The sequence below is a fragment of the Nocardioides sp. SRI_004 genome (assembly GCF_057586415.1).
Map to the genome: position 1 here is coordinate 244,269 of NZ_JBYCZV010000005.1, position 15,363 is coordinate 259,631.

Annotated in this window: 14 protein-coding genes; 2 read left to right on the forward strand and 12 right to left on the reverse strand. The window is 72.6% G+C overall.

The genetic code is table 11. The features are described from left to right. The first annotated feature begins 30 nt into the window (after nucleotides 1-30). A complete protein-coding gene (locus tag AC2YHB_RS08935; protein WP_179647571.1) occupies nucleotides 31-315 on the forward strand; it encodes a hypothetical protein in 285 nt (94 codons plus the stop codon). Nucleotides 316-427: 112 nt separating this feature from the next. Further along, nucleotides 428-1,216 carry a histidine phosphatase family protein gene (locus AC2YHB_RS08940; protein WP_179647572.1) on the forward strand — a complete coding sequence of 263 codons (789 nt, stop codon included), beginning with the start codon at nucleotides 428-430 and terminating at the stop codon, nucleotides 1,214-1,216. A gap of 12 nt (nucleotides 1,217-1,228) precedes the next feature. Here the strand turns inward: AC2YHB_RS08940 and AC2YHB_RS08945 are convergent, their stop codons facing one another. The 12 genes from AC2YHB_RS08945 to mutM form a co-directional block, all read right to left on the reverse strand. After that, nucleotides 1,229-3,466 carry a [protein-PII] uridylyltransferase gene (locus AC2YHB_RS08945; RefSeq protein WP_179647573.1) on the reverse strand — a complete coding sequence of 746 codons (2,238 nt, stop codon included), beginning with the start codon at nucleotides 3,464-3,466 and terminating at the stop codon, nucleotides 1,229-1,231. Between the two features lie 22 nt (nucleotides 3,467-3,488). Continuing rightward, nucleotides 3,489-3,827, reverse strand: coding sequence for a P-II family nitrogen regulator (locus AC2YHB_RS08950; RefSeq protein WP_036546782.1), 339 nt, complete (start codon nucleotides 3,825-3,827; stop codon nucleotides 3,489-3,491). Then, complete coding sequence (locus tag AC2YHB_RS08955; protein WP_179647574.1) at nucleotides 3,824-5,161, reverse strand: ammonium transporter; 1,338 nt, start codon at nucleotides 5,159-5,161, stop codon at nucleotides 3,824-3,826. The genes AC2YHB_RS08950 and AC2YHB_RS08955 overlap by 4 nt, the downstream gene beginning before the upstream one ends. 94 nt (nucleotides 5,162-5,255) lie before the next feature. Further along, complete coding sequence (locus AC2YHB_RS08960) at nucleotides 5,256-5,594, reverse strand: P-II family nitrogen regulator (RefSeq protein WP_036546785.1); 339 nt, start codon at nucleotides 5,592-5,594, stop codon at nucleotides 5,256-5,258. 18 nt (nucleotides 5,595-5,612) lie between these two features. Beyond that, the gene (locus AC2YHB_RS08965; RefSeq protein WP_036546789.1) at nucleotides 5,613-6,926 is read right to left on the reverse strand and encodes an ammonium transporter; all 1,314 of its coding nucleotides are present in this window, start codon (nucleotides 6,924-6,926) and stop codon (nucleotides 5,613-5,615) included. A 115-nt stretch (nucleotides 6,927-7,041) separates the two neighbouring features. Next, nucleotides 7,042-8,190 carry a signal recognition particle-docking protein FtsY gene (gene ftsY / locus AC2YHB_RS08970; protein ID WP_179647575.1) on the reverse strand — a complete coding sequence of 383 codons (1,149 nt, stop codon included), beginning with the start codon at nucleotides 8,188-8,190 and terminating at the stop codon, nucleotides 7,042-7,044. A gap of 93 nt (nucleotides 8,191-8,283) precedes the next feature. Continuing rightward, nucleotides 8,284-8,472 (reverse strand): hypothetical protein, encoded by a 189-nt coding sequence (locus AC2YHB_RS08975; RefSeq protein ID WP_036546795.1) that lies wholly within the window; start codon nucleotides 8,470-8,472, stop codon nucleotides 8,284-8,286. A gap of 117 nt (nucleotides 8,473-8,589) precedes the next feature. After that, complete coding sequence (locus AC2YHB_RS08980) at nucleotides 8,590-9,051, reverse strand: acyl-CoA thioesterase (protein WP_308645451.1); 462 nt, start codon at nucleotides 9,049-9,051, stop codon at nucleotides 8,590-8,592. After that, the gene (gene smc, locus AC2YHB_RS08985) at nucleotides 9,048-12,644 is read right to left on the reverse strand and encodes a chromosome segregation protein SMC (protein ID WP_487353784.1); all 3,597 of its coding nucleotides are present in this window, start codon (nucleotides 12,642-12,644) and stop codon (nucleotides 9,048-9,050) included. The genes AC2YHB_RS08980 and smc overlap by 4 nt, the downstream gene beginning before the upstream one ends. Before the next feature lie 64 nt (nucleotides 12,645-12,708). Beyond that, the gene (locus AC2YHB_RS08990; RefSeq protein ID WP_487353785.1) at nucleotides 12,709-13,995 is read right to left on the reverse strand and encodes an MFS transporter; all 1,287 of its coding nucleotides are present in this window, start codon (nucleotides 13,993-13,995) and stop codon (nucleotides 12,709-12,711) included. A 158-nt stretch (nucleotides 13,996-14,153) separates the two neighbouring features. After that, nucleotides 14,154-14,351 carry a hypothetical protein gene (locus tag AC2YHB_RS08995; protein WP_036546804.1) on the reverse strand — a complete coding sequence of 66 codons (198 nt, stop codon included), beginning with the start codon at nucleotides 14,349-14,351 and terminating at the stop codon, nucleotides 14,154-14,156. A gap of 153 nt (nucleotides 14,352-14,504) precedes the next feature. Then, on the reverse strand, nucleotides 14,505-15,362 hold the full coding sequence (gene mutM / locus AC2YHB_RS09000; RefSeq protein ID WP_487353786.1) for a bifunctional DNA-formamidopyrimidine glycosylase/DNA-(apurinic or apyrimidinic site) lyase: 858 nt from the start codon (nucleotides 15,360-15,362) through the stop codon (nucleotides 14,505-14,507). Nucleotide 15,363 lies beyond the last annotated feature (1 nt).

Sequence of the window (15,363 nt, forward strand, 5' to 3'; positions counted from 1 at the left end):
CCGCTCCCGGCACCGGCCTACGCTGGGACGATGGTGACGGTGGCGGTGTTCGTGGGGGCGGGGCTGCTCCTGCTGGTGCTCGTCGTCGTCGCCGGCAACCGGGTGCTCCGCTCGGACAACCCCGTCTCGAGCGGGATGGCCGACGGCCTGGGCAGCTTCATCGACGTCTTCGACCCCGCCCGGGCGCGCGCCGACCGCGACCTCAAGTCGCACGACAACCAGGGCGTCGTCACGCCCAACCCGGACGACGACGACGACCGGCCGGTCCGCGTCGACCTGGACCGCCGGGTGGCGAAGGTGCGCAAGCCCCGCTGAGCCACCCCGCCCGGACGTGACGCAGGTCTCACTGACCGGGACCGGCGCCCTGGGCCGGACTGCTCCTCCCGATGCTCGGGCCTCCGCGCACACCGAACCCGGAGGACAACCGATGAAGCGCCGTACCCGACTCTCCGCCCTCGCTGCGACGATCGCCGTCCTGGCCACGACGCCCGCCGTCGTGGGCCTCCAGGCCGACGCCGACCCGAAGCCCAAGCAGGTCTCCCCCGGCTACGACCTGCTCTTCGTCCGCCACGCCAAGTCCGTCTACCCGGTGCCGGAGGAGGAGCTCAACGCCGTGGGCATCCAGCAGGCCGCCAGGCTGGTCGAGTTCCTGCACGACGAGCCGATCGCCTCGGTCGACTCCTCGATCATGGTCCGGACCTACCAGACCGCCGACGGTGTCGCCGCCGACCACGACGTCCCCGTCCTCGCCGACGAGGACCTCCGCGAGGTCGAGCTCCCCTCCAAGGACGAGCGCATCGCCGGCGGCATCATGTACCAGTGGGTCAACGACCCGTCGACGCGCGGCAACGCGTTCGGCGGGGCCGAGGACTACTACGACGTCCAGGAGCGCTGGGAGCGCTGGTGGACGCAGTACGCCCGCGAGCACCGCAACGACCGCGGCACCGGTGTCGTCGTCGCCCACGGCGGCATCTACGGGCTGATGCTGCCGGAGACCTGCGCCAACAAGCCGCAGCTGCCGTTCTCGGAGCGCTTCCCGGGCAACACCGAGTTCATCAAGGCCCACCTCAACCCCAACGGCACCCTGGTCTGCACCGCGTTCGGCGTCAGCCCCGACCCTGCCGCCATGCCCAACGCGGACGGCTCGCCGCACTACTACTACGAGGTGGACCCGGTCACCGGTGCCTCGACGAAGGTGGTCTCCCCGACCCCCTGATCGGGCGAATCGTCACTCCGGGCTGATCGCGGCCCGGACCGTGTGGGCGGCCTCGGCTGCGCGCGTCTCCGAGAGCGCGCCGGCCGAGGCCTCCTGCACGTAGAAGACGTCGACGGCCTGGGGGCCGAGCGTCGAGACGTGGGCCGAGCGCACCGTCATGTCGAGGCCGGCGAGCGCGGCACTGACCTGGTAGACCACGCCGATCCGGTCGGCCGCCCGGACCTCGATGACCGTCGCGTGGTCGCTCGCCTCGGGCCGTACGACGACCGTCGGCGCGAGCTCGCCCTCGGCGGCCGGGCGCGGGGCCAGCCGCTGGGCCGGGTCCACCCGGCGGGCGGCGATGCCGTCCAGCTGGTTGCGCAGGGCACCGGCGTCGAGGAACTCGTCGGCGACGTCCCACACGGAGACGCCGTAGTCGCCCTGGGACCAGACCCGGGCGGCCCGGACCGGGACCCGGCGCAGCGCGAACATGGCGGCGACGTCGGCCAGCAGGCCGACCCGGTCGGGAGCGACCGTGGTGACCCGGGCGCCGTCGTCGACGGGCGCGACCTCGATGGAGACGCCACCCGCGAGGGCGGCCGGCGGGACCTCGATCTCCTCGACCCGGAAGGCGGGCGGGACGCTGCCCTGCTGGAGCGCGGCGCGGGCCCGGCGGGACAGGTCGAGGACCAGCCCGGCCCGCCACGACGACCAGGCCTTGGCGGAGGCGGCCTTGGCGTCGGCCTCCGTGAGCGCGGTCAGCAGGGCGAGCGCCTCCGGCGTACGGATGTGCTCGGTCAGCGCGTCGATGGTCGCGGGGTCGTCGGGGTCGCGGGTGGTCGCGATGTCGGCGAGCAGCAGGTGCCAGCGCACGAGCTGCGCGACCAGCTCGACCTCGTCGGCCGCGAAGCCCATCCGCTCGGCGATCTCGCGGGCGATCGGCGCCCCGGCGACGCTGTGCTCGGTCAGCCCGCCCTTGCCGATGTCGTGGAGCAGCGCGGCGACGACCAGCACGTCGGGGCGGGACACGTCGCGGATCAGCGCGGCCGCCTCGACGCACGTCTCGACGACGTGGCGGTCGACGGTGAAGCGGTGGATGACCGAGGCGTGCGGCAGCAGCCGGATCCGCTCCCACTCGGGCAGGATCCGGGCCAGCGCCCCCGTCTCCTCGAGCGTCTCCCACACGCCGAGCAGGCCGCGTCCGGCGGCGAGCAGGCGGACCATCTGCTGGCGCGCCTCGTCGGGCCACGGCACCGGCAGCGGAGGGCACTCGCGCACGAGCCGCGCGGCGGTAGGCGGGGCGAGCACGGCGTCGCGGGTGGCGGCCTCGGCGGCCGCCCGCAGCAGGAGCACCGGGTCCTGGGCCGGGCGTGCGCCCTTGTCGAGCACGACCTCGCCCTTGGACAGGGCCACCCCGGCCGCGATCCGCTCGAGCTCGGGCCGCCGTGGCCGCGCCGCGGGAGTACGCCGCACCGCGTCGTCGGCCCGCCGCCAGGCGAGCCGTGACAGGTGGGTCAGCCGGCGACCGAGCTCACGCACGTGGCGCTGCGCCGCGCGCTCGTCCGGGAGGTCGAGCCCCTCCGCGAGGGGCGTCCAGAACTCGGGGGCGATCCGGTCGGTGGCCCGGCCCGCCGCCTCGTGCAGCACGTCGCGCACGTCGAGCAGGTGTACCCGGCAGCGCTCGAGGTCGGCCGCCGGCACGTCGACCAGCCAGGTCGCGGTGAGGCTCTTCAGGACGGTCGCGTCGCGGAGCCCGCCCTCGGCCTCCTTGAGGTCGGGCATCGACAGGTGCGCCAGCTCGCCGATCAGCCGGTGCCGGTTGCGCACCATCTCGTGCAGCTCGGGCAACCGCTCGCGGGCCTGGCGTCGCCACTGGGCGAGGATCGTGGTCCGCAGCCGCAGGGTGAGGTTGGGGTCGCCCGCGACGTGGCGCACGTCGAGCAGGCCGGAGGCGACCCGCACGTCCGCCCCCGCGGCGGTGAGCATCTCCGGCAGTGAGCGCACCGAGTGGTCGAGCTTCATCCCGGTGTCCCAGAGCGGGTACCAGACCTGGCCGGCGAACTCCGCCCACCACTCCCCCCGCTCCTCGGCCACGCCCTCGTCGGAGACGAGGACCAGGTCGAGGTCGGAGTAGGGCGCCATGTCGCCGCGTCCGTAGCCGCCGACCGCGACCAGCGCCACGCCCGTGTCGGGGCCGCCCGCGTCGTCGTACGCCTTGGCGCAGAGGGCGTCGGCGGCGGCGGTCCGGGCGACGCGGTCGGCGGCGGTCATCGGGCGGTGGCGGCGTCCGGCGTCAGACGGCCGACGGGCCGGTGTCGCCGGTGCGCACCCGGACGACGGACTCGACCGGTGTCACCCAGATCTTGCCGTCGCCGACCTTGCCGGTCTGGGCCGCCTTCGTGATGGTCTCGACGATCTGCTCGACGTCGTGGTCGTCGGCGACGATCTCGATGCGCACCTTCGGCACCATCGCGATGTCGTACTCGGCGCCGCGGTAGACCTCCGTGTGGCCCTTCTGGCGGCCGTAGCCGCTGACCTCGCTGACGGTCATCCCGTTGACGCCGACGGCCTCGAGCGCCTGCCGGACGTCCTCCCACTTGTGCGGCTTCACGACCGCGCTGATCAGCTTCATGAGTGCATGCTTCCAGTACCGGGGCCGAAATGGGGGCGGGCACCGCCGGTGATGTGCAGGTCGTACGCCGTCTCGGCGTGGATCACGAGGTCGACACCGGCCACCTCGTGCTCGGGGTCGACCCGGAAGCCCATCGTCTTCTCGAGCACCCACACGAGGAGCGCGGTCATCGTGAACGAGAACGCGAGGGTCGCGCCGGCCGCCACCAGCTGCTTGCCGAGCTGGTCGGCCCCACCGCCGTAGAGCAGGCCGTCCACGCTGGTCACGTCCGAGGAGGCCAGCAGGCCGATGATGATCGTGCCGACCAGGCCGCCGACGAGGTGGACGCCGACGACGTCGAGCGAGTCGTCGTACTTGAAGGTGTACTTGAGGCCGACCGCGAGCGCACAGATCGCACCGGCCGCGACGCCGACGAGCATCGCGCCGATCGGGGTGACCGCGCCGCACGAGGGCGTGATCGCCACCAGGCCCGCGACGACACCGGAGGCGGCGCCGAAGGACGTCGCGTGGCCGTCGCGGAAGCGCTCGACCGCGAGCCAGGCCAGCAGGCCGGTGCAGCCCGCGAGCAGCGTGTTGACGAAGACGATGGCGGCGGTGTTGTTGGCGGCGAGCGCCGAGCCGGCGTTGAAGCCGAACCAGCCGAACCACAGCAGGCCCGCGCCGACCATGACCAGGGTCAGGTTGTGCGGCTTCATCGGGTCGCGGCCGAAGCCGACCCGGCGGCCCAGCACGAGGGCGGCGGCGAGGCCGGCCGCGCCGGAGTTGATCTCGACCGCCGTACCACCGGCGAAGTCGAGGGCGCCGAGCCGGTTGGCCATCCAGCCACCGACGTGGTCGCCGGCGCTGAAGTCGAAGATCCAGTGCGCGACCGGCGCGTAGACGAGGACGGTCCATAGCCCGGCGAAGACCAGCCAGGTGCCGAAGCGCGTGCGGTCCGCGATCGCGCCGGCGATCAGGCCGACCGTGATCACCGCGAAGAGGCCCTGGAAGGCCGCGAACAGCGTGATCGGGTACGACGCCTCCGGGTCCGCCTCGAGCATCCCCTTGAACCCGGCGAACTGGGTCGGGTCGCCGACGAGGCCGCCACCGAGGTCGTCGCCGAACGCGAGCGAGTAGCCGACGAGCACCCAGACGACCATCACGACGGCGAGCGCGCCGAAGACCATCATCATCATGTTGAGGACGCTCTTGGACCGGACCATGCCGCCGTAGAAGAAGGCGAGGCCCGGGGCCATCAGCAGGACCAAGGCGGCTGCGGCGAGGAGCCAGGCGGTGTCACCGGCGGCCGTGTCGGCCGCGGCCACCGCGAGCTGGGGCTGGAGCAGTTCAGGCATCCGAAAACTGTGGAGGCGCATTGTTACCGCCGTGTAACGCGTCTCCCGGTACGCGTTACACGGCGGTGAATGGCTCGGCTGGAGCCCGCTGCGCTCAGATCGCCGCGTTGTCCTTGTCGCCGGTCCGGACCCGGACCACCGTCTCGACGGGGCTCACCCAGACCTTGCCGTCACCGATCCGGCCGGTGTGGGCCGTCTTGGTGATGATGCCGACGATGTCCTCGGTGTCCGCGTCGTCCACGACGATCTCGATCCGGATCTTGGGCACCAGCGCGATGTCGTACTCCGCGCCGCGGTAGACCTCGGTGTGGCCCTTCTGGCGGCCGTAGCCGCTGACCTCGCTCACCGTCATCCCGGTGACCCCGAAGGTCTCGAGGGCCTCGCGGACGTCCTCCCACTTGTGCGGCTTGATGACTGCCGTGACCAGCTTCATTGGGCTCTACCTCTCGCTTCAGGGGGTGAGGACCGAGGCACGACGGGCGCCACCGCCGGTACCGAGGTCGTAGGCGGACTCGCCGTGCTCGACGAAGTCGATGCCCTCGACCTCGTCGTCGGCCTCGAGCCGGAGCCCGATCGTGAACTTGATGGCGAGCCCCACGACCAGCGTGGCGAGCGCCGACCAGACGACCGCGTAGAGCGCGACCACCAGCTGCACGACGAGCTGCTTGGGACCGCCGCCGGTGAGCAGGCCGCCGTCGTTGGAGGCGAGGAAGCCGACGCCGATGGTGCCGATGAGGCCGCCGACGAGGTGGACGCCCACGACGTCCAGCGAGTCGTCGTACCCGAGCTTGTACTTGAGGCCGACGGCCAGGGCGCAGACGCCACCGGCCACCGCGCCCAGCACGATCGAGCTCCACGGCACGAGGTTGCCGCAGGCCGGGGTGATCGCGACCAGGCCGGCGACGACGCCGGACGCGGCGCCGAGGGAGGTGGCGTGGCCGTCACGCAGCTTCTCGACGAGCAGCCAGCCCAGCATCGCGGCGCAGGTGGCGAGCGTGGTGTTGAGCCAGACCAGGCCGGTCTCGGTCGTGTAGGCGTCGAGGTTGACGATCGAGCCGACGTTGAAGCCGAACCAGCCGAACCACAGCAGGCCGGCACCGATCATCGTGAGGGTCAGGTTGTGCGGCTTGAAGGGCTCCTTGCCGAAGCCGATCCGCTTGCCGACCAGCAGCGCGAGGACCAGGCCCGCGACACCGGCGTTGATGTGGACGACCGTGCCGCCGGCGTAGTCGATCGGCGCGACCTCCGCGCCCTCCGGGCCGGAGAACAGCCAGTCGGCGAGGCCGCCCTCGACACCGCTGAGGAATCCGCCGCCCCACACCTGGTGGGCGAGCGGGAAGTAGGAGAGGGTCACCCAGATCGGCAGGAACACCAGCCACGCCGAGAACTTCAGCCGGTCGGCGACCGCACCGCTGATCAGGGCGGCCGTGATCACCGCGAAGGTGAGCTGGAAGGCCACGAACACGTAGTTGTCGGGGAGCGTCTTCTCGAGCCCGAACTGGTTGAACGGGTCGGAGAACAGCTTCGCGATCTCCTTGCCCGAGCCGCCGTCGGTGTCGCCGAATGTCGTGCTGTACGACATCGACCAGCCCCAGAGGGCGTAGACGATGCCGACGACGCCGAGGGCGCTGAACGACATCATCAGCATGTTGAGGACCGACTTGGTCCGGCTCATGCCGCCGTAGAAGAGCGCCAGGCCAGGGGCGGTCATCAAGAGGACGAGCGAGGCCGACACCAGCATCCAGGTGTAGTAGCCGTTTTCCATGCCCCGAACGTTCCTCGCGGTTGGTTTCGGCCGCAGAGGGGTCGTGTTTCGGGCAGGTAACGAGTTCCCCGGATCCGTTACGGGGTCATGACGGCCGGACGCCGTCCCGGAGGCCTCAGCTCAGCAGCGCGTCGACGAACGCCGCCGGGTCGAACGGCGCCAGGTCGTCGGGGCCCTCGCCGAGGCCGACGAGCTTGACCGGGACGCCGAGCTGGCGCTGGACGGCGACGACGATGCCACCCTTGGCGGAGCCGTCGAGCTTGGTGAGCGCGATGCCGGTGACGTCGACGACCTCGGAGAAGACCTTCGCCTGGATCAGGCCGTTCTGGCCCGTCGTGGCGTCGAGGACGAGCAGGACCTCGGTGACCGGGGTCTGCTTCTCGATGACCCGCTTGACCTTGCCGAGCTCGTCCATCAGGCCCTGCTTGTTCTGCAGGCGGCCGGCGGTGTCGACGACGACGGTGTCGACACCGCGGTCGATGCCCTCCTTGACGGCGTCGAACGCGACGCTGGCGGGGTCGCCGCCCTCGGGGCCACGGACGACCTCGACGCCGACCCGCTCGCCCCAGGTGGACAGCTGGTCGGCGGCCGCGGCGCGGAAGGTGTCGGCGGCGGCGAGCAGCGTGGTGCGTTCGTCGGCGACGAGGATGCGGGCGATCTTGCCGACGGTGGTGGTCTTGCCGGTCCCGTTCACCCCGACCACGAGCACGACGCCGGGAGCATCGCCCTCGCCGCTGACCTTCAGCGCGCGGTCCATGGTCGGGTCGACCAGGTTGATCAGCTCCTCGCGCAGCACGGCGCGGGCGTCGGCGGCCTGGCCGCCCTCGACCCGGAGCCGGGTGCGGAGGTTCTCGACCAGCTCCTGGGTGGGGGCGACGCCGATGTCGGCGCCGATGAGGAGGTCCTCGATGGCCTCCCAGGTGTCCTCGTCGAGCTGGTCACGGCTGAGCAGGCCGAGCAGGCCTCGGCCCAGCGCGTTGGAGCCGGCGAGGCGCTGGCGCAGGCGGACCAGGCGGGAGGCAGGCTTCTCCGGCGTCTCGAGGGTCGGGGCCGCCGGCTCGGCCGGAGCCTCGGGGGTCTCGACCTCGACGGTCGGTGGTGCCGTCGGCGCCTCGACCGTGGTGGACGGCGCCGGGGTGATGACGTCGGTGCTTGCCTTCTCGGGGAGGCCGCCCGGGCGTCGTACCCGCGTGGTGACGAAGCCGGCGATCGCGAGCACGCCGACGACGGCGATGCCGATGACCAGGTAGATCCACTCCTGCATGGACCCATCCCATCACGCCGTCGGCACAGTCCGGCAATCGCGTCCGGGGGTCTCGTGACGGTCGCTGCGCGACCTCCTCGACCGCCGGAGGGACTACTGCATGCGCAGCAGGTCGCGCTCCTCGTCCTCGATCACCGGAGCGGCGTCGACGGCCTTCGCCATCGCGTCGCCGAGCCACGGGACGCCGGGGACCTGCTCGCCGCGGTGCGGGTAGGCCACGTAGAGGACCACGACGCCGGACACGGCGAGGCTGAGCAGGATGGCCAGCAGGACGAAAAGCACGGTCGACTCCTCCGAGCAGGGATCGGTCTGTCCTCTCCATCCTGCCTCGCGGACCGCACCGATCGTGAACCGGCGTGGCCCGATCCGGTCACGGAGCGACCGACGTCACAACCGGAGTCACACCACGAGCGGCGCGACGGCCGCGCGGATCACGTCCGGGATCGGGGTGACCGGCCGCGCGGGGTCGGTGTTGTCGACGTACACGTGCACGAACCGGCCCTCCGCACAGGCCTCGTCGCCGTCACCCTGGAACAGGCCGACGCGGTAGACGACCGACGAGGTGCCGAGCCGCTCGACCGCCAGACCCATCTCGATCGGGCGGGGGTAGCCCATCTCGGCGAAGTAGCGGCAGGACACCTCGGCCACCACTCCGATCGCCGGCAGGACGCGGATGTCGGTGCCGGTCTCCTCGTGGAGGTGGACGTTGACCGCGGTGTCGATCAGGTCGAAGTAGCGGGCGTTGTTGAGGTGGCCGTAGACGTCGTCGTCGGACCACCGCGTGGTCGCCGTGCGCCATGCCTTGTACGACGACCGGGTCGGCCGGCTCCGGTCCGCCTCGGTCTTCACGCCGTCGGTCACGCGGTCTCCTTGCGGAGCCGCTGGCTGATCACGGCCGAGACGCCGTCGCCGCGCATGGTGACGCCGTAGAGCGCGTCGCCGACCTCCATGGTGCGCTTCTGGTGGGTGATCACGAGGAGCTGGGAGTTCTCGCGCAGCTCCTCGTAGATCTCCAGCAGGCGGCCGAGGTTGGTGTCGTCCAGGGCGGCCTCGACCTCGTCGAGGATGTAGAACGGCGAGGGCCGGGCCTTGAAGAGCGCCACCAGGAAGGCGACGGCGACCAGGGACCGCTCGCCGCCGGAGAGCAGCGAGAGGCGCTTGACCTTCTTGCCCGGCGGGCGGGCCTCGACCTCGACGCCGGTGGTGAGCATGTCGGACGGGTCGGTCAGGACGAGGCGTCCCTCGCCCCCCGGGAAGAGGCGCGCGAAGGTCTGGTCGAACGCCTTGGTCACGTCGGCGTAGGCCTCGGTGAAGACCGCCTCGACGCGGGCGTCGACGTCCTTGACGATGTCGAGGAGGTCCTTGCGGGTCTGGCGCAGGTCCTCGAGCTGCTCGGACAGGAACTGGTGGCGCTCCTCCATCGCGGAGAACTCCTCCAGCGCGAGCGGGTTGACCTTGCCGAGCATCGACAGCGCCTTCTCGGCGGTCCTCAGGCGCTTGACCTGCTCCTCGCGGACGTAGGGCACCGTGCGCGGCTCGGGCTCGGCGCCGTCCGCGGCCTCCGCCTCGGCGTCCGCGGCCGCGTCGCCGTCGGCGGGCGGCTCCAGCACGGGGACCGGCTGGTCGGGGCCGTAGTCGGCGACGAGGCCGTCGGGCTCCAGGCCGAGCTCCTCGAGCGCCTTCGTCTCGATCTGCTCGATCCGCATCCGCTGCTGGGCGCGGGCCATCTCGTCGCGGTGGACCGAGCTGACCAGCTCCTCGAGCTCCTTGCCGAGGTCGCGCAGCGCCTGCCGCACACCCATCAGCTCCTGCTCACGGCCGCGGCGCGAGTCCTCGACGGCCTGCCGGCGCTCGGCCGCCTGCGCGACGGAGGCCTCCAGCCGCGTCAGGGCGTACGCCGCCGCCGTGGCGACCGCCTGACCGGCCCGGCCCTCGGCGATCAACCGGGCGCGACGCTCGGCGGCGCGGGCGCGGGCGACCCGCTCGGCCTCGGCGGCCTTGCGCATCTGGTCGACGCGGCCGTGCAGTGCGCGAGCCCGCTCCTCCGAGGTGCGCAGCGCCAGGCGCGCCTCCATCTCGGTCTGACGGGCGGCGCGGGTGGCCTCGACGAGGCGCTCCTGCTCGGTGGTGTCGGGCTCCTCCTCGCCACCGTCCTCCTCGGCGGCGGCGAGCCGCTGCTCGAGCTCGGCGAGTCCGACGAGCGCCTGCTCGCGGGCGGTCTCGGCCTGGCTGATGGCGGCGGTGAGGCGGTCGGCCTCGGCCCGGGCGGCGCGGGCCAGCGAGCCGTGCTGGCCGAGCTCCTCGGCGACCGCGGCCAGGGTGGCGTCGGACTCGTGGAGCTTGGCGAGCGCGACGTCGACGCGCTGCTGCGCCTCGGCGCGCTCGTTCTCGAGCCGGGAGAGGTCGAAGGACAGCCGCTCGGAGGCGGCCACGGCCTCGGCGAGCTGCTCGGTCGCCTCGTCGACGGCGGCCTGGACCTCGATCAGGCTCTGGGTGGCGTGGGACCCGCCAGAGGCGAAGTGGGCGCCGAGCAGGTCGCCGTCGCGGGTGACCGCGACCAGGTCGGGCAGGTCGGCGACGAGGGCGCGGGCACCCGGCAGGTCGTCGACGACCGCGACCTTGCGCAGCAGCCGGTTGAGCGCCGGGCGGACCTGGGCGGGGCAGTCGACGACGTCGGCGGCGTACGACGTCCCGGGCGGAAGCGCGGGCCACGACGAGACGGCCTCGGCCTCTCCCCCGCCGAGCAGCAGGCCGGCGCGGCCCAGGTCGTCGGCCTTGAGGTGGTCGATGGCGGCGACGGCGGAGTCGGCGTCGGTGACGGCGACCGCGTCGGCGGCGGCGCCGAGGGCGGCGGCGACCGCGCCCTCGTAGCCGGAGCGGACCGTCACGAGCGCGGCGACGGAGCCGAGCAGGCCGGAGACGGTGTCGCTGGCCGCGAGCAGCGCGCCGGCGCCGTCCTTGCGGGACAGGCCCAGCTCGAGGGCCTCCTTGCGCGCGGTCAGTCCGGCCTTGTCGCGGTCGGCCTGCTGGGCCTCCTCGCGGACCTTGGCCAGGCGCTCCTCGATGTCGTCGAGCGCGGCGACGGCACCCTCGTGCTCGGCGTCGAGGCCCTCCTCGCCGGCGTCGAGGCCGGCGACCCGGGTCTCGAGCGCGGTGAAGTCACGCTGGGACTTCTCGGCGCGGGCGACCGCGTCGGTGCGGGCGGCCTCCAGCCGGCCGATCTCCTCCTCCGAGGAGGTGGCGCGGGAGCGCAGTGTGTTGACCTGGCCGTGCAGCCGGGCGAGGCCCTCGCGGCGGTCGGCGGCGGCGCGGAGCAGCCCCGCGACGCGCCGCTCCTCGGTGGCCGCGGCGTCCTCCGCCGTACGACGGTCCTGGACCGCCTTCTCGAGCGCGCCCTGCTGCTCGGCGACCTGGGCGGCGATCTCCGCCTCCTGGGCGGCGAGCCGGGCGGCCTCGGCCTCGAGCTCCTCGGGGTCGCGCCCCTGCTCGACCTCGGCCTCGGTGACGCCGGCGGCGTTGCGCACCCGCTCGGCGGCGAGGCTCTGGGTGCCGCGGAAGCGCTCGCGCAGCGCGTTGAGGGACGACAGGGTCTCCTGGGCAGCGGACAGCGCGGGCAGGTCCTCCCGCAGCGCGGCCTCGAGCCGGGCCTCCTGCTCGCGCGCCCGGGCGACGGCCGCCTCGACCTCCTGGCGGCGGGCGAGCAGCACGCTCTCGTCGGCGAGCTCCTGCTCCAGCGAGGTCCGCGCGGTCACCAGGTCGTCGGCGAGCAGGCGGGCGCGGGCGTCGCGGACGTCGGCCTGCACGGTCGCCGCCCGACGGGCCACCTCGGCCTGGCGGCCGAGCGGCTTGAGCTGGCGACGGATCTCGCTCAGCAGGTCGTTGAGGCGGTTGAGGTTGCCGTCGGTGGAGTCGAGCTTCCGCAGCGCCTTCTCCTTGCGCTTGCGGTGCTTGAGGACGCCGGCGGCCTCCTCGATGAAGCCGCGGCGGTCCTCGGGGGTCGCGTGCAGGATCTGGTCGAGCTGGCCCTGGCCGACGATGACGTGCATCTCGCGCCCGATGCCGGAGTCGCTGAGCAGCTCCTGGACGTCGAGCAGCCGGCAGGTGGTGCCGTTGATGGCGTACTCCGAGCCGCCGGTGCGGAACATCGTCCGGCTGATCGTGACCTCGGAGTAGTCGATCGGCAGGGCACCGTCGCTGTTGTCGATCGTCAGCACGACCTCGGCCCGCCCGAGCGGCGGACGCCCCGACGTACCGGCGAAGATGACGTCGTCCATCTTGCCGCCGCGCAGGCTCTTGGCGCTGGCCTCGCCCATCACCCAGGCGAGGGCGTCGACGACATTGGACTTGCCCGAGCCGTTGGGCCCGACGATGCAGGTGATGCCCGGCTCGAGCTGGAGGGTCGTGGCGGACGCGAAGGACTTGAACCCCTTGAGGGTCAGGCTCTTCAGATACACGCAGGCTCCCTTCAGGGGTCCGTCAGGTCCGGTCCGACGCAGGGGGAAGCTCGGCGGTCTCAGGCTACCCCGCCATCGGGTCCGAGTCCTGCACCCGTGTGTCGCCACCGTGCCCGTCGTGGTGGGCCTCGTCGACGTGTGCGATGTGGCCCAGCTGCCGCCACACCAGGAGGAGCGTGATCCCGGAGCCGACGAAGGCGAACCAGAAGGGCGCCGTGATGCCGCCGTGCTGGGCGATCTGACCACCGAGCGCGCTGCCGACGACGATGCCGCCGAAGATCGCGACGCTGTAGACCGAGCCGACCCGGCCCTGGAACTCCGTCGGGACGGCCCGCTGCCGCACCGCCTGCGACAGGGTGCCCCAGACGAAGGCGTAGACGCCGAAGCCGAACATGATCAGCACCGCGACCCACGCCACCTTCGTGACCGCGAAGCCGAGGTGCATGACGACCTCCAGCGCGAGGCAGGTGCGCATCAGCGTCGCCAGCGGGACGTGCCGCTCGAGCCAGCCGAAGGCGAAGGTGCCGACCAGTCCCCCGGCCGCCGACGCGGTGGTCAGCAGGCCGTAGCCGACCGCGCCCATGTGCAGCACGTCGAGCGAGTAGAGGACGAGGATCGACCAGGCCGCCGCCCAGGTGACGTTGAAGGTGACGATGACGAGCGCCAGCGTCCGCACCGGCGGGTGTCCCATCAGCCACCGCAGGCCGTCACCGATGTCGCGCAGGACGTGCGTGTCGACGTCTCCGCGCACCGGTCCCGGCGGCAGCGCGATCCGGGACACGAGGACGACGGCCAGCAGCCCGCACGCGATCTGGACGCCGAAGGGCACCGCCATCCCGACCGCGAACAGCGCCGCGCCGACCGGCGCCCCGGCGAACTGGTTGAGCGTGATGAAGCCCGCCTGCAGGCGCGCGTTCGCGATGCCCAGGTCCGGCTTGGCGACCAGCATCGGCAGGAAGGTGCGGTAGGCGGTGTCCGCGAACACCTCGGCCGTCCCGAGCAGCAACATCGCGACGAGGACGACCGCGATGCTGACCACGTCGGTGAGGATCGAGGCGACCAGGGCGCCCAGCACGACCATCCGCAGCGAGTTCGCGAGGACGACCATCCGCTTGCGGTCGACCCGGTCGGCGACCGCGCCGGCCAGCAGGCCGAACAGCAGCCACGGCAGCCCCACGAGCAGCATCGCCATCGACACCAGCGCCGGCGAGCGGGTCTGCGAGGCGACCAGCAGCGGGCCGGCCGCGAGGGCGATCCCGTCGCCCAGGTTGCTCACCCAGGTCGAGGCCATCAGTCGCCGGAAGTCCGGTCCGAGGCGGGCCGGTGCGACTGCTTCGACGATCCGGCTCACGAGGACGAGACGTTAGGCGTCGTACGGGGCCCGGCGCCACCGGATTTCCGCACGAGAAAAGCGGACGAACCACGCTCGCCCGTCGGGGCGACGTGGTTCGTGTCGTGGTGGTGGTTCACCTGGTGACGGCGGCCGGGCCGCCGTCGGGAGTCAGTGACTCAGGCGGGCTGCATCTCCGCAGCGTCGCCCGTGAGGATCTCGGCAGCACGGGCCGACATCAGCTTGTCGTTCTCCTCCGACAGACGGAGGACGAGGGACTCCAGCTCAGCGACCCGGTTGCGGAGTCGAGCGTTCTCGACCGCGAGACGGGGGTCGCGGAGGTCGCTGTTCAGGTGACCGATCAGCGCCTTGGCCATGAAGTTGAGCCTTCCGGTTCGTGAGGTCTGGCCCGGGGGTGGGGGCCGTCTCCAAGAGTCCCACTTCACACGCCCCCGGTCAAACGCGCGGAGGCCTGTCCGGACACCTGTTCAGCGGCGCCGACTCAGTGGCGCAGGCTCAGTGGCGCAGGCTCAGTGGCGCCGTCGCGGCGCCGGCTGGCACTTCGGGCAGAAGTACGACGACCGGTTCATGAAGGCCACGCGGCGGATCGGCGTCCCGCACCGGTCGCACGGCTGGTTCTCACGGCCGTAGGCGTGCAGGGAGCGGTCGAAGTAGCCGGACTCGCCGTTGACGTTGACGTAGAGCGCGTCGAAGGACGTGCCGCCCTGGCCGAGCGCCTCGGTCATCACGTCGCGGGCGTGGCCCAGCAGGGCCACGGCCTGGGCGCGGGTCAGCCGGTCCCCCGGCCGCTCGCCGTGGAGCCCCGTGCGCCACAGCGCCTCGTCGGCGTAGATGTTGCCGACGCCGGAGACCAGGCCCTGGTCGAGCAGCAGCCGCTTCACGCCCGAGGTGCGCTTGCGCAGCCGCGCGATGAAGGCCGCGTCGTCGAACTCCGGGTCGAGCGGGTCACGGGCGATGTGTGCGATCTCGTGCGGCAGCTCGGCGCCGCCCGCGGAGACCGACAGGCCGCCGAACATCCGCTGGTCGACGAAACGCAGCTCACGACCGTGGTCGGTGCCGGCGAGCGCGAAGCGGACGCGCAGGTGCCGCTCGGCCGGGGCGTCGACCGGCTGGACGAGCATCTGGCCGCTCATGCCGAGGTGGCCCAGGATCGCGTCGCCGTTGTCCAAGGGGAGCCAGAGGTACTTCCCGCGGCGGCGGGCGCCCTCGATCCGGCGGCCGGTCAGGGCCGCGGCGAAGCCGGATGCGCCGCCCGGGTGGCGGCGCACGGGACGGTCGTGGAGGACGTCGACGAGCGTGATCGTGGCGCCGGTGACGTGGCGCTCGAGGCCGGCCCGGACGACCTCGACCTCGGGGAGCTCGGGCAAG